The sequence below is a fragment of the Enterobacter cloacae complex sp. IR5458 genome (assembly GCF_049238025.1).
Lineage (GTDB): Bacteria > Pseudomonadota > Gammaproteobacteria > Enterobacterales > Enterobacteriaceae > Enterobacter > Enterobacter kobei.
Genome location: NZ_JBMKIF010000001.1, coordinates 278,392 through 304,337 on the forward strand (window position 1 = coordinate 278,392; position 25,946 = coordinate 304,337).

Annotated in this window: 25 protein-coding genes; 17 read left to right on the forward strand and 8 right to left on the reverse strand. The window is 54.0% G+C overall.

Going from position 1 to position 25,946, the window contains the following annotated elements:
• The first annotated feature begins 1 nt into the window (after position 1).
• The 13 genes from rseP to tilS all read left to right on the forward strand — a co-directional run bounded on the left by rseP (position 2) and on the right by tilS (position 17,069).
• Positions 2–1,354: a sigma E protease regulator RseP gene (gene rseP / locus ACOTYN_RS01275; RefSeq protein ID WP_014882633.1), complete on the forward strand. Its 1,353-nt coding sequence runs from the start codon at positions 2–4 to the stop codon at positions 1,352–1,354.
• Positions 1,355–1,385: 31 nt separating this feature from the next.
• A complete protein-coding gene (gene bamA / locus ACOTYN_RS01280; protein ID WP_014882634.1) occupies positions 1,386–3,803 on the forward strand; it encodes an outer membrane protein assembly factor BamA in 2,418 nt (805 codons plus the stop codon).
• 122 nt (positions 3,804–3,925) lie between these two features.
• Positions 3,926–4,420: a molecular chaperone Skp gene (gene skp, locus ACOTYN_RS01285; protein ID WP_014882635.1), complete on the forward strand. Its 495-nt coding sequence runs from the start codon at positions 3,926–3,928 to the stop codon at positions 4,418–4,420.
• A 3-nt stretch (positions 4,421–4,423) separates the two neighbouring features.
• Positions 4,424–5,449 carry a UDP-3-O-(3-hydroxymyristoyl)glucosamine N-acyltransferase gene (lpxD, locus tag ACOTYN_RS01290; protein ID WP_023332132.1) on the forward strand — a complete coding sequence of 342 codons (1,026 nt, stop codon included), beginning with the start codon at positions 4,424–4,426 and terminating at the stop codon, positions 5,447–5,449.
• A 102-nt stretch (positions 5,450–5,551) separates the two neighbouring features.
• Complete coding sequence (gene fabZ / locus ACOTYN_RS01295; RefSeq protein ID WP_010426706.1) at positions 5,552–6,007, forward strand: 3-hydroxyacyl-ACP dehydratase FabZ; 456 nt, start codon at positions 5,552–5,554, stop codon at positions 6,005–6,007.
• Positions 6,008–6,010: 3 nt separating this feature from the next.
• A complete protein-coding gene (gene lpxA, locus ACOTYN_RS01300; protein WP_332956059.1) occupies positions 6,011–6,799 on the forward strand; it encodes an acyl-ACP--UDP-N-acetylglucosamine O-acyltransferase in 789 nt (262 codons plus the stop codon).
• On the forward strand, positions 6,799–7,947 hold the full coding sequence (lpxB, locus tag ACOTYN_RS01305; protein WP_014882638.1) for a lipid-A-disaccharide synthase: 1,149 nt from the start codon (positions 6,799–6,801) through the stop codon (positions 7,945–7,947). The genes lpxA and lpxB overlap by 1 nt, the downstream gene beginning before the upstream one ends.
• A complete protein-coding gene (gene rnhB, locus ACOTYN_RS01310; RefSeq protein WP_014882639.1) occupies positions 7,944–8,540 on the forward strand; it encodes a ribonuclease HII in 597 nt (198 codons plus the stop codon). Before lpxB ends, rnhB begins: the two co-directional genes overlap by 4 nt.
• 38 nt (positions 8,541–8,578) lie before the next feature.
• A complete protein-coding gene (gene dnaE / locus ACOTYN_RS01315; RefSeq protein WP_023336775.1) occupies positions 8,579–12,061 on the forward strand; it encodes a DNA polymerase III subunit alpha in 3,483 nt (1,160 codons plus the stop codon).
• A gap of 12 nt (positions 12,062–12,073) precedes the next feature.
• Positions 12,074–13,033 (forward strand): acetyl-CoA carboxylase carboxyl transferase subunit alpha, encoded by a 960-nt coding sequence (accA, locus tag ACOTYN_RS01320; RefSeq protein WP_013095666.1) that lies wholly within the window; start codon positions 12,074–12,076, stop codon positions 13,031–13,033.
• Between the two features lie 100 nt (positions 13,034–13,133).
• Positions 13,134–15,266, forward strand: coding sequence for a lysine decarboxylase LdcC (locus tag ACOTYN_RS01325; protein WP_047343996.1), 2,133 nt, complete (start codon positions 13,134–13,136; stop codon positions 15,264–15,266).
• 65 nt (positions 15,267–15,331) lie between these two features.
• Entirely contained in the window at positions 15,332–15,721 is a 390-nt protein-coding gene (locus ACOTYN_RS01330) for a VOC family protein (protein ID WP_014882642.1), read from the forward strand.
• A gap of 58 nt (positions 15,722–15,779) precedes the next feature.
• Positions 15,780–17,069, forward strand: a complete 1,290-nt coding sequence (tilS, locus tag ACOTYN_RS01335) for a tRNA lysidine(34) synthetase TilS (RefSeq protein WP_057057752.1) — start codon at positions 15,780–15,782, stop codon at positions 17,067–17,069.
• Positions 17,070–17,097: 28 nt separating this feature from the next.
• On the opposite strand, the gene rof is transcribed toward tilS, so the two are convergent.
• Both rof and ACOTYN_RS01345 read right to left on the reverse strand, forming a co-directional pair.
• The gene (gene rof, locus ACOTYN_RS01340) at positions 17,098–17,358 is read right to left on the reverse strand and encodes a Rho-binding antiterminator (RefSeq protein WP_014882644.1); all 261 of its coding nucleotides are present in this window, start codon (positions 17,356–17,358) and stop codon (positions 17,098–17,100) included.
• A complete protein-coding gene (locus ACOTYN_RS01345; RefSeq protein ID WP_008501889.1) occupies positions 17,345–17,545 on the reverse strand; it encodes a YaeP family protein in 201 nt (66 codons plus the stop codon). The genes rof and ACOTYN_RS01345 overlap by 14 nt, the downstream gene beginning before the upstream one ends.
• 195 nt (positions 17,546–17,740) lie before the next feature.
• On the opposite strand from ACOTYN_RS01345, the gene ACOTYN_RS01350 reads away from it, so the two are divergent.
• From ACOTYN_RS01350 to nlpE, 3 genes are read left to right on the forward strand one after another with little or no spacing between them, the layout of a single operon-like run.
• Positions 17,741–18,286, forward strand: a complete 546-nt coding sequence (locus tag ACOTYN_RS01350) for a YaeQ family protein (RefSeq protein WP_071922567.1) — start codon at positions 17,741–17,743, stop codon at positions 18,284–18,286.
• Entirely contained in the window at positions 18,283–18,705 is a 423-nt protein-coding gene (arfB, locus tag ACOTYN_RS01355) for an alternative ribosome rescue aminoacyl-tRNA hydrolase ArfB (RefSeq protein ID WP_014882646.1), read from the forward strand. Before ACOTYN_RS01350 ends, arfB begins: the two co-directional genes overlap by 4 nt.
• 34 nt (positions 18,706–18,739) lie before the next feature.
• Positions 18,740–19,438 (forward strand): envelope stress response activation lipoprotein NlpE, encoded by a 699-nt coding sequence (gene nlpE, locus ACOTYN_RS01360; RefSeq protein ID WP_071922566.1) that lies wholly within the window; start codon positions 18,740–18,742, stop codon positions 19,436–19,438.
• A gap of 47 nt (positions 19,439–19,485) precedes the next feature.
• On the opposite strand, the gene proS is transcribed toward nlpE, so the two are convergent.
• The 6 genes from proS to metN form a co-directional block, all read right to left on the reverse strand.
• Entirely contained in the window at positions 19,486–21,204 is a 1,719-nt protein-coding gene (gene proS, locus ACOTYN_RS01365; protein WP_332956050.1) for a proline--tRNA ligase, read from the reverse strand.
• A 112-nt stretch (positions 21,205–21,316) separates the two neighbouring features.
• On the reverse strand, positions 21,317–22,024 hold the full coding sequence (tsaA, locus tag ACOTYN_RS01370) for a tRNA (N6-threonylcarbamoyladenosine(37)-N6)-methyltransferase TrmO (protein ID WP_050861685.1): 708 nt from the start codon (positions 22,022–22,024) through the stop codon (positions 21,317–21,319).
• Positions 22,021–22,425 carry an Rcs stress response system protein RcsF gene (gene rcsF, locus ACOTYN_RS01375; protein WP_008501883.1) on the reverse strand — a complete coding sequence of 135 codons (405 nt, stop codon included), beginning with the start codon at positions 22,423–22,425 and terminating at the stop codon, positions 22,021–22,023. Before rcsF ends, tsaA begins: the two co-directional genes overlap by 4 nt.
• A gap of 106 nt (positions 22,426–22,531) precedes the next feature.
• Positions 22,532–23,347: a methionine ABC transporter substrate-binding lipoprotein MetQ gene (metQ, locus tag ACOTYN_RS01380; protein WP_014168729.1), complete on the reverse strand. Its 816-nt coding sequence runs from the start codon at positions 23,345–23,347 to the stop codon at positions 22,532–22,534.
• Between the two features lie 40 nt (positions 23,348–23,387).
• Positions 23,388–24,041: a methionine ABC transporter permease MetI gene (locus tag ACOTYN_RS01385; protein WP_003856130.1), complete on the reverse strand. Its 654-nt coding sequence runs from the start codon at positions 24,039–24,041 to the stop codon at positions 23,388–23,390.
• The gene (gene metN / locus ACOTYN_RS01390; protein ID WP_023332146.1) at positions 24,034–25,065 is read right to left on the reverse strand and encodes a methionine ABC transporter ATP-binding protein MetN; all 1,032 of its coding nucleotides are present in this window, start codon (positions 25,063–25,065) and stop codon (positions 24,034–24,036) included. The genes ACOTYN_RS01385 and metN overlap by 8 nt, the downstream gene beginning before the upstream one ends.
• Before the next feature lie 188 nt (positions 25,066–25,253).
• On the opposite strand from metN, the gene gmhB reads away from it, so the two are divergent.
• Positions 25,254–25,820, forward strand: coding sequence for a D-glycero-beta-D-manno-heptose 1,7-bisphosphate 7-phosphatase (gmhB, locus tag ACOTYN_RS01395; RefSeq protein ID WP_023336781.1), 567 nt, complete (start codon positions 25,254–25,256; stop codon positions 25,818–25,820).
• Positions 25,821–25,946: the final 126 nt, after the last annotated feature.

Below are 25,946 nucleotides of genomic sequence, written 5' to 3' on the forward strand. Positions count from 1 at the left end.
TATGCTGAGCATTCTCTGGAATCTGGCGGCGTTCATTGTTGCACTGGGTGTGCTGATTACCGTGCATGAATTTGGCCATTTCTGGGTTGCTCGCCGTTGTGGTGTGCGGGTAGAGCGATTCTCCATTGGTTTTGGCAAATCACTCTGGACGCGCACCGACCGTCACGGCACGGAATTTGTCATTGCACTTATCCCGCTTGGCGGCTACGTCAAAATGCTCGACGAACGCGTCGAGCCTGTCGCACCCGAGCTGCGACACAGTGCGTTTAACAACAAAACCGTTGGACAACGCGCTGCCATCATCGCTGCCGGACCGGTAGCCAACTTCATCTTTGCAATTTTCGCTTACTGGCTGGTGTTTATTATCGGCGTCCCTGGCGTGCGTCCGGTGGTGGGGGAAATTGCGCCCAACTCTATCGCGGCGAATGCGCAAATTACGTCCGGGATGGAACTTAAAGCGATTGATGGCATCGAAACCCCTGATTGGGATGCCGTGCGACTGCAACTGGTAGCCAAAATTGGCGATGCGCAGACAACCCTCAGCGTATCGCCGTTTGGGTCCGACGCGCGTCAGGACAAAGTACTGGATTTACGCCACTGGCGTTTCGAGCCCGATAAAGAAGATCCCGTCGCAGCGCTGGGTATTCGTCCCCGCGGTGCGCAGATTGAGCCGGTATTAGCTGAAGTCCAGCCAAATTCGGCGGCGAGCAAAGCGGGTTTGCAAGCGGGCGACAGGATCGTTAAAGTCGATGGTCAACCATTAACAGAGTGGATGACCTTTGTTACTCTGGTGCGCGATAATCCGGGGACGTCCCTCGCGCTGGAAGTTGAAAGGCAAGGCAGTCCGCTTTCGCTGACGCTGATCCCGGATACGAAGTCGGTCGGCAAAAAGGCAGAAGGGTTCGCAGGCGTTGTGCCAAAAGTGATCCCGCTGCCAGATGAGTACAAGACAATACGCCAGTATGGGCCGTTCAGCGCCATCCTTGAAGCCACGGATAAAACATGGCAACTGATGAAGCTGACGGTCAACATGTTGGGGAAATTGATAACCGGTGATGTGAAACTGAACAACCTCAGTGGGCCAATCTCGATTGCTCAGGGGGCTGGGATGTCAGCGGAATTCGGGGTGATTTACTATCTCATGTTCCTCGCGCTCATTAGCGTGAACCTTGGGATAATCAACCTGTTCCCGCTTCCCGTGTTAGACGGGGGTCATCTGCTGTTTTTAGCGATTGAAAAGCTAAAAGGCGGACCGGTATCCGAGCGAGTTCAAGACTTTAGTTACCGCATCGGCTCGATTTTGCTGGTGCTGTTAATGGGGCTTGCACTTTTCAATGATTTCTCTCGGTTGTAAGAGAGTTAGTTAGGAAGAACGCATAATAACGATGGCGATGAAAAAGTTGCTCATAGCGTCGCTGCTGTTTAGCAGCGCCACCGTATACGGTGCTGACGGGTTCGTAGTGAAAGACATTCATTTCGAAGGCCTTCAGCGTGTCGCCGTTGGTGCGGCCCTCCTCAGTATGCCTGTGCGCCCCGGCGATACGGTTAATGATGAAGATATCAGTAACACCATCCGTGCTCTGTTTGCCACCGGCAACTTCGAGGATGTCCGCGTCCTGCGCGATGGTGATACGCTGCTGGTACAGGTAAAAGAACGTCCAACGATCGCCAGTATCACTTTCTCCGGTAACAAGTCGGTGAAAGATGACATGCTCAAGCAAAACCTTGAAGCATCCGGTGTTCGTGTGGGGGAATCTCTGGACCGCACAACCCTTTCAGACATTGAAAAAGGTCTGGAAGACTTCTACTACAGCGTCGGTAAATACAGTGCCAGCGTGAAAGCGGTGGTTACGCCGCTCCCACGTAACCGTGTTGACCTGAAGCTGGTCTTCCAGGAAGGTGTTTCCGCGAAGATCCAGCAGATCAACATCGTGGGTAACCACGCGTTTAGCACCGACGAACTGATCTCCACTTTCCAACTGCGCGATGAAGTGCCGTGGTGGAACGTGGTTGGCGATCGTAAATACCAGAAACAGAAACTGGCGGGGGATCTCGAAACCCTGCGCAGCTACTATCTGGATCGCGGTTACGCCCGTTTCAACATCGACTCGACTCAGGTCAGTCTGACGCCGGACAAGAAAGGTATCTACATCACGATTAACATCACTGAAGGCGATCAGTACAAGCTTTCCGGTGTTGAAGTCAGTGGTAACCTGGCCGGGCATTCAGCTGAAATTGAAGCGCTGACTAAAATTCAGCCGGGCGATCTGTACAGCGGTTCTAAAGTCACCAAAATGGAAGACGGCATTAAGAAGCTGCTCGGCCGCTATGGTTATGCTTACCCGCGTGTACAAACACAGCCGGAAATCAACGACGCGGATAAAACCGTTAAGCTGCATGTTAACGTTGATGCGGGTAACCGTTTCTACGTACGTAAGATCCGCTTCGTCGGTAACGATACCTCCAAAGACTCCGTTCTGCGTCGCGAAATGCGTCAGATGGAAGGGGCATGGTTGGGTAGCGACCTCGTTGACCAGGGTAAAGAGCGTCTGAACCGTCTGGGCTATTTCGAAACCGTGGACACGGAAACGCAGCGTATACCCGGCAGCCCGGATCAGGTTGATGTCGTGTATAAGGTGAAAGAGCGTAACACCGGTAGCTTCAACTTCGGTGTGGGCTACGGTACTGAAAGTGGCGTGAGCTTCCAGGTTGGCGTCCAGCAGGATAACTGGCTGGGTACAGGTTACTCTGTCGGTATTAACGGCACCAAAAACGACTACCAGACCTACTCTGAGTTCTCTGTTACCAACCCATACTTCACCGTTGACGGTGTAAGCCTGGGCGGTCGTATCTTCTATAACGACTTTAAAGCAGACGACGCGGATCTCTCCTCCTATACCAACAAGAGCTATGGTGTAGACGGAACGCTCGGCTTCCCGGTTAACGAATATAACACCCTGCGTGCGGGCTTAGGTTACGTGCATAACGACCTGTCCAACATGCAACCGCAGGTGGCGATGTGGCGTTATCTGGACTCTATTGGCCAGTCTGCGAGTAAAACCGGCGATAACAATGGTTTTGCTGCGGATGACTTCACCTTCAACTACGGCTGGACCTATAACCGCCTCGACCGTGGTTACTTCCCAACGGAAGGTTCTCGCGTCAACCTGAACGGTAAAGTGACCGTTCCGGGCTCTGACAATGAGTTCTACAAGGTAACCCTGGATACCGCGTCCTACTTCCCAATTGATGATGACCACAAGTGGGTCGTTCTGGGTCGTACCCGTTGGGGCTATGGTGATGGTATCGGCAGTAAAGAGTTGCCGTTCTACGAGAACTTCTACGCGGGTGGTTCCAGCACCGTGCGTGGCTTCCAGTCCAACAACATTGGTCCGAAAGCGGTTTACTACGGCGGTAACGATAAAGATAACTGCTATAAATCTTCATCTTCCGAAGTGTGTAGCTCTGATGATGCAGTGGGCGGTAACGCCATGGCCGTGGCGAGCCTCGAGTTCATCACACCAACGCCGTTTATCAGTGATAAATACGCGAACTCCGTCCGTACGTCCTTCTTCTGGGATGCCGGTACGGTGTGGGACACCAACTGGCAGAATACTGCACAGATGCGTGATGCTGGCGTTCCGGACTACAGCGATCCGAGCAATATTCGCATGTCTGCTGGTATCGCATTACAATGGATGTCACCGCTGGGACCGTTGGTCTTCTCTTACGCCCAGCCGTTTAAGAAATACGATGGAGACAAAGCGGAGCAATTCCAGTTTAACATTGGTAAAACCTGGTAATAATCCGCTGCAAAGGAATGCGTTGGCAGTGTAGCGCTGACAACCGGCGATCGGTAAAACGGTCGCCTTGCCACGCAAAGAACGGTACCTTCTGGTGCCAATGGGATGGTAAGGAGTTAATTGTGAAAAAGTGGTTATTAGCTGCAGGTCTCGGTTTAGCGATGGCAACTTCTGCTCAGGCAGCAGACAAAATCGCAATCGTCAACATGGGTAATTTGTTCCAGCAGGTTGCACAGAAAACGGGTGTTTCTGCAACACTGGAAAACGAATTCAAAGGCCGTGCGAGCGAACTGCAGCGTATGGAAGGCGATCTTCAGTCCAAAATGCAGCGTCTGCAGCGTGATGGTTCTACCATGAAAGCAAGCGATCGCAGCAAACTGGAAAAAGACGTTATGGCTCAGCGCCAGACCTTCTCTCAGAAAGCGCAGGCTTTCGAGCAGGATCGTCAGCGTCGTTCTAACGAAGAGCGTGGCAAGCTGGTCACTCGCATTCAGACTGCTGTTAAAGCAGTGGCTGCCGATCAGAGCATCGATCTGGTTGTTGATGCGAATGCCGTTGCTTTCAACAGCAGCGATGTTAAAGACATCACCGCTGATGTTCTGAAACAGGTTAAATAAGTAATGCCTTCAATTCGACTGGCTGATTTAGCTCAGCAGTTGGATGCAGAATTACACGGTGATGGCGATATCGTCATCACCGCTGTTGCGTCCATGCAATCTGCTAAAGCTGGCACGATTACCTTCATGGTAAGCCCTAAGTACCGTGAACAACTGGCTCAATGCCAGGCGTCAGCTGTTGTTCTGACGCAGGACGATCTTCCCTTTGCCACTGGAAGTGCACTGGTAGTGAAAAACCCCTACCTGACGTATGCACGCATGGCTCAAATTCTTGATACCACGCCGCAGCCGGCTCAGAACATTGCTGCCAGTGCAGCAATCGATCCGACGGCTAAGCTTGGTAACAATGTTGCCGTTGGTGCGAATGCGGTTATCGAGTCTGGCGTTGTGCTGGGTGATAACGTCGTGATTGGCCCGGGGTGCTTCGTTGGGAAAAATACGAAAATCGGCGCAGGAACCCGTTTATGGGCCAATGTGTCCGTTTATCATGAAGTTGAAATCGGCGAAAATTGCCTCGTCCAGTCCAGCACCGTGATTGGTTCTGATGGCTTTGGTTACGCGAACGATCGCGGTAACTGGGTTAAGATCCCGCAGCTTGGTCGCGTTATTATTGGCGATCGCGTGGAGATTGGGGCCTGTACTACGATCGATCGTGGTGCACTCGACGACACGATCATTGGCAATGGTGTTATCATCGATAACCAGTGCCAGATTGCGCATAACGTTGTGATTGGCGACAATACCGCAGTTGCGGGGGGCGTCATCATGGCGGGCAGCCTGAAAATTGGTCGTTATTGCATGATTGGCGGTGCGAGCGTGATTAATGGCCACATGGAAATATGCGACAAGGTGACGGTGACAGGCATGGGCATGGTAATGCGTCCGATCACTGAACCTGGCGTCTATTCCTCGGGCATTCCGCTGCAACCCAACAAGGTATGGCGTAAAACAGCAGCACTGGTGATGAACATTGATGATATGAGCAAGCGACTCAAGTCTCTTGAGCGTAAGATCGATCAACAAGACTAAACGTCACCCGTTTAACGCTATCTTTCCCGGCCTGTCGGCTTTCTAATAAACCGGCAGGCCGTGTTATTATTGTTATCAGTACATTTTGACAGGAAGAGTATTTTGACTACTGACACTCATACTCTGCATATTGAAGAGATTTTAGAACTTCTGCCGCACCGCTACCCGTTTTTGCTGGTAGACCGTGTGCTGGATTTTGAAGAAGGTCGTTTTCTGCGCGCAGTGAAAAATGTTTCCGTGAACGAACCGTTCTTCCAGGGACACTTCCCGGGTAAGCCTATCTTCCCGGGTGTGTTGATTCTGGAAGCGATGGCTCAGGCTACCGGTATTCTGGCGTTTAAAAGCGTCGGTAAACTGGAGCCAGGTGAACTCTATTACTTCGCAGGTATTGATGAAGCGCGCTTTAAGCGTCCTGTCGTGCCTGGTGATCAGATGATCATGGAAGTCACTTTTGAAAAAACGCGTCGTGGCCTGACTCGCTTCAAAGGCGTAGCGCTGGTTGACGGCAAAGTTGTTTGCGAAGCGACGATGATGTGTGCTCGTAGCCGGGAGTCCTGATACGTGATTGATAAATCCGCCTTTATTCATCCTACTGCTATTGTGGAAACCGGCGCCATCATTGGTGCCAACGTTCACATTGGCCCGTTCTGTATTGTTGGACCCAATGTCGAAATTGATGAGGGTACAGTACTGAAATCTCACGTTGTCGTGAATGGTCATACGACCATTGGCAGCAATAACGAGATCTATCAGTTCGCTTCCATCGGTGAAGTTAACCAGGATCTGAAATATGCTGGTGAGTCGACCCGTCTGGAAATTGGCGATCGTAACCGTATTCGCGAAAGCGTCACCATTCATCGTGGAACAGTACAGGGTGGTGGGTTGACGAAGGTGGGTAGCGATAACCTGTTTATGGTGAATGCGCATATTGCGCATGACTGTACCGTGGGCGATCGCTGTATTCTTGCCAACAACGCAACGCTGGCAGGACACGTATCTGTTGATGACTTCGCAATTATTGGCGGCATGACCGCAGTCCATCAGTTCTGCATCATTGGTGCACACGTGATGGTCGGTGGCTGCTCCGGTGTGGCGCAGGACGTCCCACCGTATGTGATTGCGCAGGGCAACCATGCCACGCCGTTTGGCGTGAACATCGAAGGCCTCAAGCGTCGTGGTTTTAGTCGCGAAGCGATTACTGCCATCCGTAACGCGTACAAACTGCTGTACCGTAGCGGTAAAACGCTGGAAGAGGCGAAGCCGGACATTGCCGAACTGGCGGATAAGTTCCCGGAAGTGAACGCGTTCATGGAGTTCTTTGACCGTTCAACAAGGGGTCTGATTCGTTAATGGTCGACAGTCGTCCGCTTACGATAGCCCTGGTCGCCGGAGAAACCTCCGGCGATATTCTTGGTGCCGGTCTCATCCGCGCGCTCAAAGCTCGCGTACCTAACGCCCGCTTTGTTGGCGTGGCTGGCCCGCTGATGCAGGCCGAAGGCTGTGAAGCCTGGTATGAAATGGAAGAGCTGGCCGTGATGGGCATTGTTGAGGTGCTGGGGCGTTTGCGACGCTTGCTGCATATTCGTGCCGATCTTACCCGCCGATTTACCGAGCTCAAACCCGATGTGTTTGTCGGTATCGATGCACCCGACTTCAACATTACCCTCGAAGGTAATCTGAAAAAGCAGGGCATCAAAACCATTCATTACGTCAGTCCGTCCGTTTGGGCGTGGCGACAGAAACGCGTTTTCAAAATTGGACGGTCCACCAACCTGGTGCTGGCTTTTCTGCCTTTCGAAAAAGCGTTTTACGACAAATTTAATGTTCCGTGCCGTTTTATCGGTCATACCATGGCGGATGCGATGCCGCTGGATCCGGATAAAAACGCGGCGCGCGACGTGCTCGATATCCCTCATGATGTGCACTGTCTGGCATTGCTGCCAGGAAGCCGTGGCGCAGAAGTGGAGATGCTGAGCGCTGATTTCCTGAAAACCGCGCAGATTCTTCGCAAGACGTATCCCGATCTTGAAGTGGTCGTGCCGCTGGTGAATGCCAAACGCCGCGAGCAGTTCGAACGCATTAAAGCGGAAGTCGCCCCGGATCTTCACGTCCGCCTGCTGGACGGGAAAGGTCGGGAAGCAATGTTTGCGAGCGATGCCGCACTGCTGGCCTCTGGCACGGCTGCGCTGGAATGTATGCTGGCGAAATGCCCGATGGTGGTCGGTTATCGTATGAAGCCGTTTACCTTCTGGCTGGCAAAACGTCTGGTGAAAACGGATTATGTCTCCCTGCCAAACCTGCTTGCCGGGCGCGAGCTGGTAAAAGAGCTCTTACAGGATGAGTGCCAGCCTCAGGCGCTGGCGGAGGCTCTGCTGCCGCTGCTCGCCAACGGCAAGACCAGCCACCAGATGCATGATACCTTCCGTGAACTGCATCAACTGATCCGCTGCAATGCAGATGAGCAAGCGGCCGATGCAGTGCTGGAGTTAGCAAAATGATGGAATTTGTATACCCTCACACGCATCTTGTGGCAGGGGTGGACGAAGTCGGTCGTGGCCCGTTAGTGGGGGCTGTTGTGACCGCCGCGGTGATCCTCGATCCCGCCCGCCCGATCGTCGGGCTAAACGACTCAAAAAAATTATCCGAAAAACGTCGACTGGCCCTGTTCAGTGAGATTCAGGAGAAGGCTCTGGCCTGGAGCCTGGGGCGCGCTGAGCCGCATGAAATCGACGAGTTGAATATTTTGCATGCTACAATGCTGGCCATGCAGCGCGCGGTAGCGGGCCTGAAAATTGCTCCGGAATATGTCCTGATTGACGGCAACCGCTGTCCGGCACTGCCGATGCCTTCTATGGCGGTCGTCAAAGGCGATAGCCGTGTCGCCGAGATCAGCGCAGCATCTATTATTGCCAAGGTGACACGCGACGCTGAAATGGCCGCGCTGGATCTCACTTACCCTCAGTATGGCTTCGCCCAGCACAAGGGGTATCCTACGGCTTTCCATCTGGAAAAGCTGGCTGAACATGGCGCAACTGAACATCACCGGCGCAGCTTTGGCCCGGTGAAACGCGCGCTGGGACGGGTGTCCTGAATCAATACGCAAGCAATTAAGTAACGCGGAATCTGAAGATGGCTGAACCACGTTTCGTACACCTGCGGGTGCATAGCGACTACTCCATGATCGATGGGCTGGCGAAGACCGGGCCGCTTGTAAAAAAGGCGGCCGCGCTTGGCATGCCTGCGCTGGCGATCACCGATTTTACCAACCTGTGTGGCCTGGTGAAGTTCTACGGAACGGCACATGGCGCGGGGATGAAGCCTGTCGTCGGTGCGGATTTTCATGTGCAGAGCGATCTCATCGGCGATGAACTGACGCAAATTTCCGTGCTGGCTATGAACAACACGGGCTACCAGAACCTCACTCTGCTTATTTCGAAAGCCTATCAGCGCGGCTATGGCGCGCTGGGCCCGTGGATCGACCGGGACTGGCTGGCGGAACTGAACGAAGGGCTGCTGCTGATCTCCGGTGGCCGCATGGGCGACGTCGGCAAATGCCTGCTGCGTGGCAACAGCGCGCTGGTGGATCAGTGCGTCTCGTTTTATGAAGAATATTTCCCGGATCGTTACTATCTGGAATTGATCCGCACCGGCCGCCAGGACGAAGAGAGCTATCTGCACGCCGCTGTTGCGCTGGCTGAAGAGCGCGGTTTGCCCGTGGTGGCGACGAATGATGTGCGTTTCCTGGAATCCGGCGATTTTGACGCCCACGAAATTCGTGTGGCGATCCATGATGGCTTCACCCTTGACGATCCAAAGCGCCCGCGTAATTACTCATCGCAGCAGTATATGCGCAGCGAAGAGGAGATGTGCGAGCTCTTTTCCGATATCCCTGAAGCGCTGGAAAACAGCGTAGAGATTGCCAAGCGCTGTAACGTCACCGTGCGCCTCGGCGAATACTTCCTGCCGCAATTCCCGACGGGTGACATGACGACGGAAGATTTCCTGGTCATGAAATCGAAGGAGGGTCTGGAAGAGCGTCTCGAATTCCTCTTCCCGGATGAAGAAGAACGTAAAAAACGTCGTCCGGAGTATGACGAGCGTCTGGATATAGAGCTTCAGGTTATCAACCAGATGGGCTTCCCCGGCTACTTCCTGATCGTTATGGAGTTCATTCAGTGGTCGAAGGATAACGGCGTACCGGTAGGTCCGGGCCGTGGCTCCGGTGCGGGCTCGCTGGTGGCGTATGCATTAAAAATTACCGACCTCGATCCGCTGGAATTCGACCTGCTGTTCGAACGTTTCCTCAACCCGGAACGTGTTTCCATGCCCGACTTCGACGTCGACTTCTGCATGGAGAAACGCGATCAGGTGATCGAGCACGTAGCGGATATGTATGGCCGTGACGCGGTATCGCAGATCATTACCTTCGGTACCATGGCGGCGAAAGCGGTTATCCGCGACGTGGGTCGTGTACTCGGCCACCCGTACGGTTTCGTCGATCGTATTTCTAAGCTGGTGCCGCCCGATCCGGGCATGACGCTGGCAAAAGCGTTTGAAGCCGAACCTCAGTTGCCGGAAATCTACGAAGCTGACGAAGAAGTCAAAGCCCTGATCGACATGGCGCGCAAGCTGGAAGGCGTCACGCGTAACGCCGGTAAGCATGCAGGTGGAGTGGTTATTGCTCCGACCAAAATTACCGACTTCGCGCCGCTCTACTGCGATGAAGCGGGTGAGCATCCAGTCACTCAGTTTGATAAGAACGACGTGGAATACGCCGGGCTGGTGAAGTTTGACTTCCTTGGCCTGCGTACGCTGACGATCATCGACTGGGCACTGAAGATGATCAACCCGCGCCGGGAAAAGCAGGGCCTTGAACCGATAGACATTGCTGCCATCCCGCTGGATGACAAGAAAAGTTTCGACATGCTGCAGCGCTCGGAGACCACCGCGGTCTTCCAGCTTGAATCCCGCGGCATGAAAGACCTGATCAAGCGCCTGCAGCCTGACTGCTTCGAAGATATGATCGCACTGGTGGCGCTGTTCCGCCCGGGGCCGCTGCAGTCGGGGATGGTAGATAACTTTATCGACCGTAAGCACGGTCGCGAAGAGATTTCCTACCCGGACGTGCAGTGGCAGCATGAAAGCCTGAAACCGGTACTGGAGCCGACCTACGGCATCATCCTGTACCAGGAACAGGTCATGCAGATTGCTCAGGTGCTTTCTGGTTATACCCTCGGCGGCGCGGACATGCTGCGTCGTGCGATGGGGAAGAAAAAACCGGAAGAGATGGCCAAGCAGCGCTCCATCTTTGAAGACGGCGCGAAGAAAAACGGCGTTGACGGCGAGCTGGCGATGAAAATCTTCGACCTGGTGGAGAAATTCGCCGGGTACGGATTTAACAAATCCCACTCTGCCGCCTATGCGCTAGTCTCATACCAGACGCTGTGGCTGAAAGCGCACTATCCTGCTGAATTTATGGCGGCGGTAATGACTGCCGATATGGATAACACCGAGAAGGTCGTTGGCCTGGTGGATGAGTGCTGGCGCATGGGGCTCAAGATCCTGCCGCCGGATATTAACTCGGGGCTTTACCATTTCCACGTCAACGACGACGGGGAGATCGTTTACGGGATCGGTGCGATCAAGGGCGTGGGTGAAGGGCCGATCGAGGCGATCATCGAAGCGCGTAACAACGGCGGCTATTTCCGCGAGCTGTTCGATCTGTGCGCCCGTACCGATACCAAAAAACTGAACCGCCGCGTACTGGAAAAGCTGATCATGTCCGGCGCGTTCGACAGGCTGGGGCCGCACCGCGCTGCGTTGATGAACTCCCTCGGCGATGCCCTGAAAGCGGCGGACCAGCACGCGAAAGCGGAAGCCATTGGGCAGGCAGATATGTTCGGTGTGCTGGCGGAGGAGCCGGAGCAGATTGAGCAGTCGTATTCTAACTGCCAGCCGTGGCCAGAACAGGTCGTGCTGGATGGCGAGCGTGAAACGTTAGGCTTGTACCTGACGGGTCACCCGATCAACCAGTACATCAAAGAAATTGAGCGCTATGTCGGCGGCCACAGGCTAAAAGACATGCATCCGACAGAACGTGGTAAAATTACCACGGCTGCGGGGCTCGTGATTGCTGCAAGGGTTATGGTCACCAAGCGCGGCAATCGTATCGGCATCTGTACGTTGGATGACCGTTCCGGGCGTCTGGAGGTGATGTTGTTCACCGACGCGCTGGATAAATACCAGCAATTGCTGGAAAAAGACCGCATACTTATCGTCAGCGGACAGGTCAGCTTTGATGACTTCAGCGGGGGGCTTAAAATGACCGCCCGCGAAGTGATGGACATTGACGAAGCCCGGGAAAAATATGCTCGCGGGCTTGCTATCTCGCTGACGGACAGGCAAATTGATGACCAGCTTTTAAACCGACTCCGTCAGTCTCTGGAACCCCACCGCTCGGGGACAATTCCAGTACATCTCTACTATCAGAGGGCGGATGCACGTGCGCGGTTGCGCTTTGGTGCAACGTGGCGTGTCTCTCCGAGCGATCGTTTACTGAACGATCTCCGTGGCCTCATTGGTTCGGAGCAGGTGGAACTGGAGTTTGACTAATACAGGAATACTATGAGTCTGAATTTCCTTGATTTCGAACAGCCGATTGCTGAGCTGGAAGCGAAAATCGATTCTCTGACAGCGGTAAGCCGTCAGGATGAAAAACTGGATATTAACATCGACGAAGAAGTGCATCGTCTGCGTGAAAAAAGCGTAGAGCTGACGCGCAAAATCTTTGCCGATCTCGGCGCATGGCAGATCGCCCAGCTGGCACGTCATCCACAGCGTCCGTACACCCTGGATTATGTCCGCCTGGCGTTTGACGAATTTGACGAACTGGCAGGCGATCGCGCATACGCTGACGACAAAGCTATCGTCGGCGGTATCGCGCGTCTGGACGGACGCCCGGTGATGATCATTGGTCATCAGAAAGGGCGTGAAACCAAAGAGAAAATCCGTCGTAACTTCGGTATGCCTGCACCAGAAGGCTACCGCAAGGCCCTGCGTCTGATGGAGATGGCTGAGCGTTTCAACATGCCAATCATCACCTTCATCGACACCCCGGGTGCATACCCTGGCGTGGGCGCGGAAGAGCGCGGTCAGTCTGAAGCCATCGCCCGTAACCTGCGCGAGATGTCCCGCCTGAAGGTGCCGGTCATCTGTACCGTCATCGGTGAAGGTGGTTCAGGTGGTGCGCTGGCCATTGGCGTGGGCGATAAAGTGAATATGCTGCAGTACAGCACCTATTCCGTTATCTCTCCGGAAGGCTGTGCGTCCATTCTGTGGAAAAGCGCTGATAAAGCGCCGCTGGCCGCAGAAGCGATGGGCATCATTGCCCCACGTCTGAAAGAGCTGAAGCTGATCGATACCGTGATCCCGGAACCGCTGGGTGGCGCGCATCGTAAGCCGGAAGTGATGGCTGCTTCCCTGAAAGCCCAGCTGCTGGCTGACCTGGCCGATCTGGATGTCCTGAGCAAAGAAGACCTGCTCAACCGTCGTTATCAGCGTCTGATGACTTACGGCTACGCGTAAGCTTCACAATTATCTGAAAAGCCGCACAATGTTGCGGCTTTTTTTATACCCGCCGTTTACCTTAACTATGCTTAGCTAATGTTTTTCAAGGAGGTAGACCGTGAACATCATTGCCATTATGGGGCCGCACGGCGTCTTTTATAAAGACGAGCCCATCAAGGAGCTGGAGCAAGCCCTTCAGTCGCGCGGGTATCAGCTCATCTGGCCGCACAACAGCGCCGACCTGCTGAAGTTTATTGAGCATAACCCGCGAATCTGTGGCGTGATCTTCGACTGGGACGAATACGATCTGGAGCTGTGCAGCGAGATCAACAAGCTGAACGAATATCTCCCGCTGTATGCGTTTATCAATACCCACTCGACCATGGACGTCAGCGCGCATGATATGCGGATGGCGCTGTGGTTCTTTGAATATTCTCTCGGCGTGGCGGAAGATATCGCGACCCGCATTCAGCAGTACACGGGTGAATACCTCGATAACATTACGCCGCCCTTTACCCGCGCGCTTTTTACCTATGTGAAAGAGGGGAAATACACCTTCTGCACGCCAGGGCATATGGCCGGAACAGCCTATCAAAAAAGCCCGGTAGGCTGTCTGTTCTATGATTTTTTCGGGGGCAACACGCTGAAAGCGGACGTGTCAATTTCGGTCACGGAACTGGGCTCTCTGCTGGATCATACCGGCCCGCATCTGGAGGCCGAGGAGTATATTGCCCGCACCTTTGGCGCTGAGCAGAGCTATATGGTGACCAACGGCACCTCGACCTCGAACAAAATCGTCGGGATGTATGCTGCGCCTGCGGGCAGCACGCTGCTGATTGACCGCAACTGCCATAAATCGCTGGCGCACCTGCTGATGATGAGCGACGTGGTGCCGCTCTGGTTATCCCCTACGCGTAACGCGCTGGGGATTCTCGGCGGCATTCCACGCCGGGAGTTCACGCATCAAACCATTGAAAAGAAAGTTGCGGCGATCCCTGGCGCAAGCTGGCCTGTTCATGCGGTGATCACCAATTCCACCTATGACGGCCTGTTATACAACACCAACTGGATCAAGCAGACGCTGGACGTGCCGTCGATCCACTTCGATTCTGCGTGGGTGCCTTATACCAATTTTCACCCGATTTATTCGGGTAAGAGCGGGATGAGCGGCGAGCGCGTGCCGGGCAAAGTGTTCTTCGAAACGCAGTCGACCCACAAAATGCTGGCCGCCTTTTCCCAGGCGTCTCTTATTCACATCAAAGGCGAGTACGACGAGGAGACCTTCAACGAAGCCTTTATGATGCATACCACCACTTCACCGAGCTATCCGCTGGTGGCATCTATCGAAACCGCGGCGGCGATGCTGCGCGGCAACCCGGGTAAACGCCTGATAAACCGCTCGGTGGAGCGGGCGCTGCATTTCCGTAAAGAGGTCCAGCGGCTGAAAGATGAGGCAGACGGCTGGTTCTTTGATATCTGGCAGCCGGAAGAGATCGACGAGGCCGAGTGCTGGCCCGTTGCGCCTGGGGAGAGCTGGCACGGCTTCCGCGATGCCGATGCGGACCACATGTTCCTCGATCCGGTTAAGGTGACGATCCTGACGCCAGGCATGGACGAGCAGGGTGTAATGGGTGATGAAGGTATTCCCGCCGCGCTGGTGGCGAAGTTCCTTGATGAGCGCGGCGTGGTAGTGGAGAAGACCGGCCCCTACAATTTGTTGTTCCTGTTCAGTATCGGGATCGATAAAACCCGGGCAATGGGTCTGCTGCGTGGGCTGATGGAGTTTAAGCGTGCCTACGATCTCAACCTGCGGGTGAAGAACATGCTGCCGGATCTCTACGCGGAAGATCCTGACTTCTACCGCAATATGCGCATTCAGGATCTGGCCCAGGGGATCCACAGATTGATCCGCCAGCACGATCTGCCGCGCCTCATGCTTCAGGCGTTTGACGTCCTGCCTGACATGAAGCTGACGCCTCACAAGGCCTGGCAGCGGCAGGTAAAAGGTGAGGTAGAAACCGTTGAGCTGGAAAATCTGGTCGGGCGCGTGTCGGCCAATATGATCCTGCCTTACCCACCGGGTGTACCGCTGCTGATGCCGGGGGAAATGATCACCGAGGAGAGCCGGGCAGTGCTCGATTTTCTGCTGATGCTCTGTTCGGTGGGGCGTCACTATCCGGGTTTCGAGACGGATATTCATGGTGCGAAGCGCGATGAGCACGGCGTTTACTGGGTGCGAGTCCTAAAATAAGGGTGACCGCTTGCCAGGTGCGGGTTCTCGGTTGTAACGTTCAGGCATCATAAAAAGGAGAAGCTATGCTGGGTTTAAAAGCGGTTCACCATATTGCGATCATTGCTACCGATTACGCGAAAAGTAAGGCCTTCTATTGTGACATTCTTGGCTTTACGCTGTTGAGCGAGGCCTACCGCGAGGAGCGTGACTCCTGGAAGGGGGATCTCGCTTTAAACGGGCAATATGTGATTGAGCTGTTCTCTTTTCCCTTCCCGCCTGCGCGCCCGTCGCGCCCGGAAGCCTGTGGACTGCGCCATCTTGCCTTCAGCGTTGATGACCTGGATAACGCAGTAAAACATCTGGAAGCGCACGGCGTGACGTGTGAACCGATCCGTGTCGATCCCTTCACCGACAAGCGTTTTACCTTTTTTAACGACCCGGATGGTTTGCCGCTGGAGCTTTACCAGCAGTAATGTTTGTCCTGTGTGATAATGCCCGCTCAGTTCGGGCATTTTTTATGTGTAATTTCCTATGACCTTACCCGCTATCGCACAAGCTGTTTCACCGTACCGCCAGCTGCTGGTGGGGTTTAGCGGTGGCCTGGATTCCACCGTTCTGCTCCATCGCCTGAAACGCTGGCGCGACCGGGAGCCTGACGTCCAGCTTCGGGCTATGCACATCCATCATGGATTAAGTCCTCACGCTGAGGAGTGGGTGGCGCACTGTGAAGCCTTGTGTGCGGCCTGGGCGATCCCGTTCATCGCTGAGCGCGTCACGCTCATTGATGAGGGGAAGGGCATCGAGGCACAGGCGCGGAAAGCCCGCTATGCCGCTTTTTCCGCGGCATTACTTCCTGGCGAAGCGCTGGTCACGGCTCAGCATCTGGACGATCAGTGCGAAACTTTTTTGCTGGCGCTTAAGCGGGGAAGCGGACCGGCGGGGCTGTCCGCCATGCCTGCACGATCTGAGTTTGCCGGGACGCAATTGCTGCGCCCGCTGCTGGGCGAGACGCGGGCGTCGCTGGAAGCCTGGGCGCGGGAATATCAGCTGAACTGGATAGAAGACGAGAGTAACCAGGACGACAGTTACGATCGTAATTTCCTGCGCCTGCGCATCCTGCCGCTGTTGAGCGAGCGCTGGCCGCATTTCGCCGACGCGACAGCGAGAAGCGCCATACTGTGTGCTGAACAGGAATTGTTGCTGGATGAACTGTTGAGTGCGGATCTGGCTGACCTGATTTCTGAAGACGGAGCACTGGCGATAGCGCCCCTGGAGGCGATGAGCCCGGTGCGCCGCGCCGCACTGTTACGCCGCTGGCTGGCTACTCATCATGCAGCGATGCCGTCGCGGGCGATGCTGAGCCGGATCTGGGACGAAGTCGCGCAGGCGCGGGAAGATGCTTCCCCCTGCGTGTATCTGAATGGTTTTGAGGTCAGGCGCTATAAAGGCAAACTCTGGCGGGTCAAATCCACGCCTTCACTGACTGAGGTGGTACTCGACTGGGCGTCGCCAGAGGTACCGCTGATATTGCCCTGTGATGCAGGGAGCGTCTCTTTGAGCCCATCCGGTCATGTGCGTCTGCCGAAGCCTGGTGAGCCGGTAACCGTACGCTTCAAGGCTGGTGGTTTGCTGCATATTGTCGGGCGCAACGGGGGACGGAAGCTTAAGAAGATATGGCAGGAGTGCAGCGTGCCGCCGTGGCGACGTGATACCACGCCACTGCTGTTTTACGGTGAAACGTTGATGGCTGCTGCCGGGGTTTTCATCACGGAAGAGGGATGGTCAGAAGAAGGGGTCAGTTTTGATTGGCAGAAAATGTAACGGGCAGCCAGGCTGCCCGTAAGTGTCATCAGGATTCGCTCACCACGACTGTGCCGATTTGCGGGTGGCTGAAGCTGGCTATTTTATCCAGACGTAGCTCACGCGTTGCACTGCCGTCTTCAACAACCAGATATTCCACGTTTTTACGTGAAACCAGATCGCTGGCTTTTGCCTTCAATACTTCGCCATCTTTTAGCTCCAGCGTCAGTATTAAATGATGCTGGCAGGCGAGTTCGAGGTTGTCATAGTCATCACAATTGATGGGTTGATAAGTATCATTCATCGACATAATCGCTCACCAGTAAATTCGCCGCAGCGTACGCTGCTTTTTCCCTGACCGACTCTGAAAGGCTCTCATCAGAGGCCACTTCATTAAGCACTTTCAATACACAGCCCAACGCGTCCGGGACATACCCCAGATCTCCGCTGGCGATTTCCGCATACCGTTTGCGAATTAACTCACAATAATTATTCACATCCCCTCCCGCCAGCGCACTGACTTACTGTGAGATATCATTAAGCCTACGAAGATAAACTCGGTTTAGCAAGGTGACTATACCATACTCATTTAAGCAATATCAGCGCCTTGACAGGTGTGATTTATCACCGCGTGACAGCCTTTTGCCTCTGTTTTCGCTACAATGTGCCCCTGATTCGAATGGAGTTCTCTCATGGCGCTTAAAGCGACAATTTATAAAGCAGTGGTCAATGTGGCCGATCTTGATCGCAACCAGTTTCTGGATGCGTCGCTGACGCTGGCGCGCCACCCCTCCGAAACCCAGGAGCGTATGATGCTGCGCCTGCTGGCGTGGATTAAATACGCCAACGAGCGGCTGCAGTTTACCCGCGGCTTAAGCGCAGAGGACGAGCCAGAAGTCTGGCTGCGAAACGATCATCTGGGCATCGACCTGTGGATCGAGCTCGGTCTGCCGGACGAGCGTCGGATTAAAAAGGCCTGTACCCAGTCCGCTGAAGTGGCATTATTCGCCTATAACCAGCGCGCGGCGGAGATCTGGTGGCAACAAAACAAGAATAAATGTGCGCAGTATAAAAATCTCACCGTCTGGTATCTGGATGATGAACAGCTGGCGCAGCTCAGTGAGTTTGCCGGCCGGACGATGGCGCTGCAGGCAACCATTCAGGACGGCGCCATCTGGCTCTCTGATTCTCAGAATAATCTGGAAATTCATCTGACGGCCTGGCAGCCTGCGTCATGATTGTTTTGTCCCGAAACGTCAGCATCCCTGATAATGAGCTGGAGATCACCGCCATCCGTGCTCAGGGGGCGGGTGGACAGCACGTCAATAAGGCGTCAACGGCGATCCATTTGCGTTTTGACATTCGGGCATCAAGCCTGCCAGAGTATTATAAAGAGAGTCTGCTTGCTGCCAGCCATCACCTGATCACCAGCGAAGGTGTGATCGTGATTAAAGCCCAGGAGTACCGCAGCCAGGAGTTAAACCGGGAAGCGGCGATAGCCAGGCTGGTGGCCGTTATTAAAGAATTAACAGCAGTACAAAAAAGCCGCCGGGCAACGCGGCCAACCCGCGCATCGAAAGAGCGTCGGTTGTCCTCGAAAGCCCAAAAATCCACAGTGAAAGCACTACGCGGTAAAGTTCGTCGCCCGATGGAGTGACGAAAGGGAACACAATTTTCATAAGGAATTCATTGTGAAAAAAGCATTATTTTCAGCGCTGGCAGTGAGTACGCTGTTTGCGCTTTTCGGGTGTAACAACCGTTCTGAAACGCAGGTTTTGCAGCCCTCGCAGAATGAAGCGTTAAAGCCTATGCAGCAGAGCTGGCGCGGCGTATTGCCTTGTGCAGACTGTGAAGGCATCGAAACGTCCCTGTTCCTGCAAAAAGACGGCACCTGGGTTATGAACCAGCGTTATCAGGGCGCTAAAGAACCCTCTTCGTTTGCGACCTACGGAACCTGGGCGCGTACGGCGGAAAAGCTGATCCTGACGGATACCATGGGTGAGAAAACGTATTTCCGCGCCAAAGGTGAGGGGATGGAGATGCTCGACCGCGAGGGCAACCCGATTGAATCCCAGTTCAACTATACGCTTGCGCCGGTGAAAGCGGCCCTGCCTGCTACGCCGATGCCAATGCGGGGTATGTATTTCTATATGGCGGATGCGGCGATCTTTACCGACTGTGCAACGGGTAAGAAAGTCAGCGTGGCGAACAACGCGCAGCTTGAACGTGATTACGCCGTGGCGCGTGGCAATGACAGCAAGCCGGTATTGCTGACCGTAGATGGTCACTTTACGCTGGAGCCAAACCCGGATAGCGGAGAGAGCGTGAAAACGCTGGTGGTGGATAAAGAGGCGAAATTTATCACAGGCAAAGACTGTAACAGTCAATAAGCTGACGATTATCCATTAAAAAACCCCGCCTGAGCGGGGTTTTTTATTTAGGCTTTGATGGCTTTCACCAGGTAATCAAGAATATCGCCTGTCTTGATCATCTGTTTCTCGCCGCTACGACGGTATTTGTATTCGATCTCATCGCTGTCGAGGTTACGGTCACCGATGACCACCGTGTGTGGAATACCAATCAGTTCCATATCGGCGAATATCACGCCCGGACGCTCTTTACGGTCATCCATCAGCACTTCGATACCCTGAGCACGCAGCTCGGCGTACAGCTTCTCAGCCAGCTCCTGCACACGGTAGGATTTGTGCATGTTCATTGGCAGAATCGCAACCTGGAACGGAGCGATATTGTCCGGCCAGACGATACCACGCTCGTCGTAGTTCTGTTCAATGGCCGCCGCGACCACACGAGTGACCCCGATACCGTAGCAGCCCATGGTCAGGATTTGGTTACGGCCATCTTCACCCTGAACGGCGGCGTTCAGTGCGCGAGAGTATTTGTCACCCAGTTGGAAGATGTGACCGACTTCGATACCGCGCTTAATCATCAGGGTGCCCTGACCGTCCGGACTTGGATCGCCTGCGACCACGTTACGGATGTCTGCCACTTCAGGCGTCGCCACGTCGCGATCCCAGTTAATACCGAAGTAGTGTTTACCGTCGATGTTAGCACCGGCGGAGAAGTCGCTCATCGCAGCAACTGTGCGGTCAATAACAACCGGAACCGGCATATTAACCGGGCCGAGAGAGCCAGGACCTGCATTGACCACGGCACGGATTTCCGCTTCTGTTGCAAACGTCAGCGGGCTCGCGACCTGCGGCAGCTTCTCTGCTTTCACTTCGTTCAGCTCGTGATCGCCACGCACCAGCAGGGCAACCAGCGGGTAAGCGCAGCCTTCGGTAGATTTCACCAGCAGCGTTTTGACGGTTTTTTCAATCGGCAGACCGAACTGCTCAACCAGCTCAGCAATGGTTTTCGCGTTTGGCGTATCAACCAGCGTCATCTCCTGCGTTGCAGCGCCGCGTGGTTCTTTTGGTGCCAGCGCTTCTGCAAATTCGATGTTCGCGGCGTAATCTGAAGAGTCCGAGAAGATCACATCATCTTCACCGCTCTGCGCCAGTACCTGGAACTCATGGGATGCGCTACCACCGATGGAGCCGGTATCAGCCTGTACAGCGCGGAAATCCAGACCCATGCGGGAGAAGATTTTGCTGTATGCCTCGTACATTTTGTCATAGGTCTCTTGCAGCGATTCCTGAGAGGTATGGAAAGAGTAAGCATCTTTCATCAGGAATTCGCGAGAGCGCATCACCCCGAAACGAGGACGAACTTCATCACGGAACTTGGTCTGAATCTGGAAGAAGTTCAGCGGCAGCTGTTTGTAAGAGCTCAGCTCGTTACGGATCAGGTCGGTAATGACCTCTTCATGCGTTGGGCCGAGAACGAATGGACGCTCGCCGCGATCGACGAAGCGCAGCAGCTCTGGGCCATATTGTTCCCAACGGCCGCTCTCCTGCCACAGGTCAGCGGGCTGAACCACAGGCATGGACACCTCGATAGCACCGGCGTTGTTCATCTCTTCACGCACGATGTTTTCGACTTTTTTCAGGACGCGCACGCCGGTCGGCAGCCAGGTATATAACCCGGAGGCCAGCTTGCGGATCATCCCGGCGCGCAGCATCAGCTGATGGCTGATCACTTCGGCGTCGGCAGGCGTCTCCTTCAGAGTGGAGAGCAGATATTGGCTAGTACGCATGTTGTTACGGTTCCATTTCGACGATTGGAACAGGCTGAAACACCAGCCTGACACAAAAAAAGTGGTTTAGTTTACCAGTGTGGCAAAGATGCCAAAAGAGAGGAGAACAAAATTACCTGGGTTCAAGGGCAAACACTTCAAAACCTGCCCCGGCGACGCGCCAGCGCACGTTAAAATCCAGCAGCCAGACGGCGTATGTTTTTCCTGCTTCCTCTTCTTTACGGTAGGCTGGACGGGGGTCCTGTGCCAGCACTTCGGTGATGAAATTCCGCAAACGAGGATAGCGTTTCTCCATCTGGCTAAGCTGCGAGGCGATCTCAGGGGTAAAAGAGACAGGCATATCCGCCTGCGGTGCATCCTGAGCATAACTTGCGCGCGCGTCCGGGAGCGCTTCCGCGAAGGGCAAATAGGGTTTGATGTCGATAACCGGCGTGCCGTCCACCAGGTCCAGACTGCCTAATTCCAGTATCACCCGATCTTTCTGACAACGTATGCCTTTCAGTTCAACCAGCGACATCCCGATCGGGTTTGGACGGAAGGTCGAGCGAGTCGCAAATACGCCCATTCGCGCATTTCCACCCAGACGAGGAGGGCGCACGGTAGGTCGCCAGCCGCCTTCCATTGTCTGATGAAAGACAAATACCACCCATAAATGGCTGAAGGCCTCAAGCCCGCGTACCGCATCGGCCTGGTTGTAAGGCGCCAGAAGATGAAGTTCGCCCCCGCCGCTGGTCACCAGACCCGGCTGGCGAGGCACGGCGAACTTCTCTTTATAGGGAGAGTGGATAACGCCTATCTGCTCAAACTGAAATGCACTCATTTCGCCGTAATGTTCAGCGCAGAACCGATGCAAACCGCCTGACGATAGCAGCCCGGCGTGCCGCTGGTGACTTCACAGCTGTGCAGCAGAACCGCGTTGGCTTTCATTTTGGCAGCGTTAATCTGCATGCGTTTACGCGCTGTCGGGATATTCGGCGGAGAGTCCTGATTGGTTGCCTGACAGGATTCACCGCTTACTTCACCCAGTTCACGGAACGGTTTACCGACGAGTTCGTCAGCTTTCGTGATAATGCGAACCGGCGCAGGGCGAACCACTTTCGGTTTCGCAGGCTCTGTTTTTGGCGGGGTTGCCGTGCTTTGAACAGGTTCAACAGGAGATCTGCTTAGCATAGAACAGCCGCTCAGCATGAGTGCTAAAAGACAGATCGGTAAAGCACGCATAATAATTCCTCAATGGATAATCAAAACGTCAGATATTGAATCAGTTGACTGCACAAATGACAAGACGGGCATAAGCCCGTCCTGATGATATTACACTGAGGTGAGATTACCAGCCTTTAACCGCGCCGCCGTTAAACACTTTGTTGGCTTCCTGGTAAACTTCGTCAGACTGATAAGCCTGTACGAACTTCTTCACGTTTTCCGCGTCTTTGTTGTCTTCGCGAGTCACGATCAGGTTAACGTACGGGGAGTCTTTATCTTCAACGAAGATACCGTCTTTCGCTGGCGTCAGGCCAATCTGGCTGGCGTAAGTGGTGTTGATAACGGCCAGAGCAATCTGCGCATCGTCCAGAGAACGTGGCAGCTGTGGGGCTTCCAGTTCAACAATTTTCAGATTTTTCGGGTTCTCGGTGACATCCAGAACGGTTGGCAGCAGGCCAACACCGTCTTTCAGTTTGATCAGGCCCACTTTCTGCAGCAGCAGCAGGGAACGACCGAGGTTGGTTGGGTCGTTAGGCACCGCAACCTGAGAGCCCGGCTGCAGTTCGTCCAGTGATTTAATCTTCTTGGAGTAACCGGCAATTGGATAAACGAAGGTGTTACCGACACCCACCAGTTTATAGCCACGATCTTTGATCTGCTGATCCAGGTAAGGCTTATGCTGGAAGGCGTTAGCGTCGATATCGCCTTTGCTCAGCGCTTCGTTTGGCAGAACGTAATCGTTGAAGGTCACCAGCTCAACGTCCAGGCCGTATTTCTCTTTCGCCACTTTCTGGGCAACTTCAGCAACCTGCTGTTCTGCACCTACGATAACGCCCACTTTGATGTGGTTTGGATCTTTTTCGTCCTGACCGCAACCCACCAGTGCCAGAGAGCCAATAAGCGCGCCTACTGCTGCAAAGGTCTTTAATTTAAACGCCATGTTTTATCCTTAACTCGTCGAGTTTGTGTTGTGTGTAACGTTATTTGTGAGTAACAGCCCGGACGATGCGATCGCCAGAGAACTGGATTAAGTAAACCAGCACAACCAGCAATACCAGAACGGTATTCATTACGGTAGCGTTATAACCAATATAGCCGTACTGGTAGCCAATCTGGCCTAAACCGCCGGCACCTACGGCACCGCCCATCGCGGAATACCCCACCAGAGTAATAAGCGTAATCGTTGCTGCGTTCACCAGGCCTGGCAGTGCTTCAGGCAGCAGTACCTTGCGGACGATCTGCATAGGTGTTGCGCCCATCGCACGAGAGGCCTCGATCAATCCCGTTGGGATCTCCAGCAGGGCGTTTTCCACCATACGGGCGATAAACGGCGCAGCGCCGACCGTCAACGGAACAATGGCCGCCTGCAGACCGATTGACGTACCAACGATCACGCGGGTAAATGGAATCATCCACACCAGCAGAATAATGAACGGGATGGAACGGAAGATGTTAACCAGTGCAGAGAGCGTACGGTAGAGCTTCGCGTTCTCAATGATTTGACCCGGACGCGTGACATACAGCAGTACGCCGACCGGCAGGCCAATCACAAAACCAAAGAAACCCGATACGAAGGTCATTGCCAGCGTTTCCCAAACGCCGCGAACCAGCAGCCACATCATCGGCTCAGACATAACCCAGTACCTCTACTTTTACGTGGTGTTCTTGCAGCCAGGCGATTGCCGCCTGGGTTTCTTCTTGTGTGCCGTGCATTTCCGTCAGCATGATGCCGAACTTCACGCCACCGGCGTAATCCATCTGGGCACTGATAATGTTGTTGTTCACGTTAAAGCGACGCGCGGTTTCGGAAAGCAGAGGGGCATCAACGGACTGACCGGTGAACTCCATGCGCAGCATTGGGACACTGTCTGCCGCGGGTTCAGTTTTCAAACGCTCCAGATAATCTTCCGGAATATCCAGGTGCAGCGTCGACTGAATGAACTGCTGCGCCAGCGGGGTCTTCGGATGGGAGAACACTTCGCTGACGGTATCCTGCTCAATCAGTTCACCGTTGCTAATTACCGCCACGCAGTCGCAGATGCGTTTCACCACATCCATCTCGTGCGTAATAAGGAGGATCGTCAGGCCGAGGCGACGGTTAATGTCTTTCAGCAGTTCCAGAATAGAACGCGTGGTAGCCGGATCCAGTGCGCTGGTCGCTTCATCACACAGCAATACCTTAGGATTGCTAGCCAGTGCGCGGGCAATCGCCACACGCTGCTTTTGACCACCAGACAGATTTGCCGGGTAGCTGTCATGTTTGTCACCCAGACCCACGAGGTCGAGCAGTTCGGTAACGCGACGCTTCACTTCTTCTTTCGGTGTGTTGTCCAGCTCCAGCGGCAAGGCGACGTTGCCGAAAACGGTGCGGGAAGCCAGCAGGTTGAAGTGCTGGAAGATCATGCCAATCTGACGACGCGCTTTGGTGAGTTCTTTCTCTGAAAGAGCGGTAAGTTCCTGGCCGCCAACTTCTACGTTACCCTGGGTTGGACGCTCAAGCAGGTTAACACAACGGATCAGCGTGCTTTTACCTGCACCCGATGCGCCAATGACGCCATAAATTTGACCAGCAGGAACATGCAGGCTGACATTGTTCAGCGCCTGAATGGTTCGGTTCCCCTGCTGGAACACTTTGGTGATATTGGAAAGTTTAATCATTAGATTATTTTTATCGTATGTAAGTTAGCCGTGGCATTTTGTTCTGCCAGATACGGGTGATGACCGTAAACAAAACGGATGTTAAGGCATCCAGACGTCTAAATCAATCCAACTCTGTACGATGAGCACTTTATTGCGCTGCGTTTCATGAGATACTAGCTCAACAGGCCTTTTTCAGGAGCAAACCGGTGGCAAAATCAGTACCCGCAATTTTTCTCGATCGTGATGGCACTATTAATGTGGATCACGGTTATGTCCATGAGATTGATGAGTTCGAATTTATCGAAGGCGTTATAGAGGCAATGCGTCAGCTGAAAGAGATGGGCTACGCGCTGGTGGTCGTAACGAACCAGTCTGGTATTGCGCGCGGTAAATTCACCGAAGCGCAATTCGAGACGCTGACAGAATGGATGGACTGGTCGCTGGCGGATCGCGGGGTCGATCTTGATGGCATTTATTATTGCCCACACCACCCTCAGGGAACCGTAGAAGCGTATCGCCAGACCTGTGATTGCCGTAAACCGCATCCGGGAATGTTTATCTCCGCGCAAGAGTTTCTGCACATCGATATGGCCGCTTCTTATATGGTGGGCGATAAACTGGAAGATATGCAGGCAGCTGCAGCTGCAGGTGTGGGGACCAAAATATTAGTGCGCACGGGTAAGCCTGTTACGCCAGAAGCTGAAAATGCCGCGGATTGGGTGATTAATAGCCTGGCCGAACTGCCAAAAGAGATAAAAAAGCACCAAAAATAGCCGTTCTGGTGAAAAGGTGAGCGGTCGAAATAAAAATGCATATTTCCACTTGTCATTCCTCGGCAGTTCCCTATAATGCGCCTCCATCGACACGGCAGATGTGAATCACTTCACAGACAACCCGGT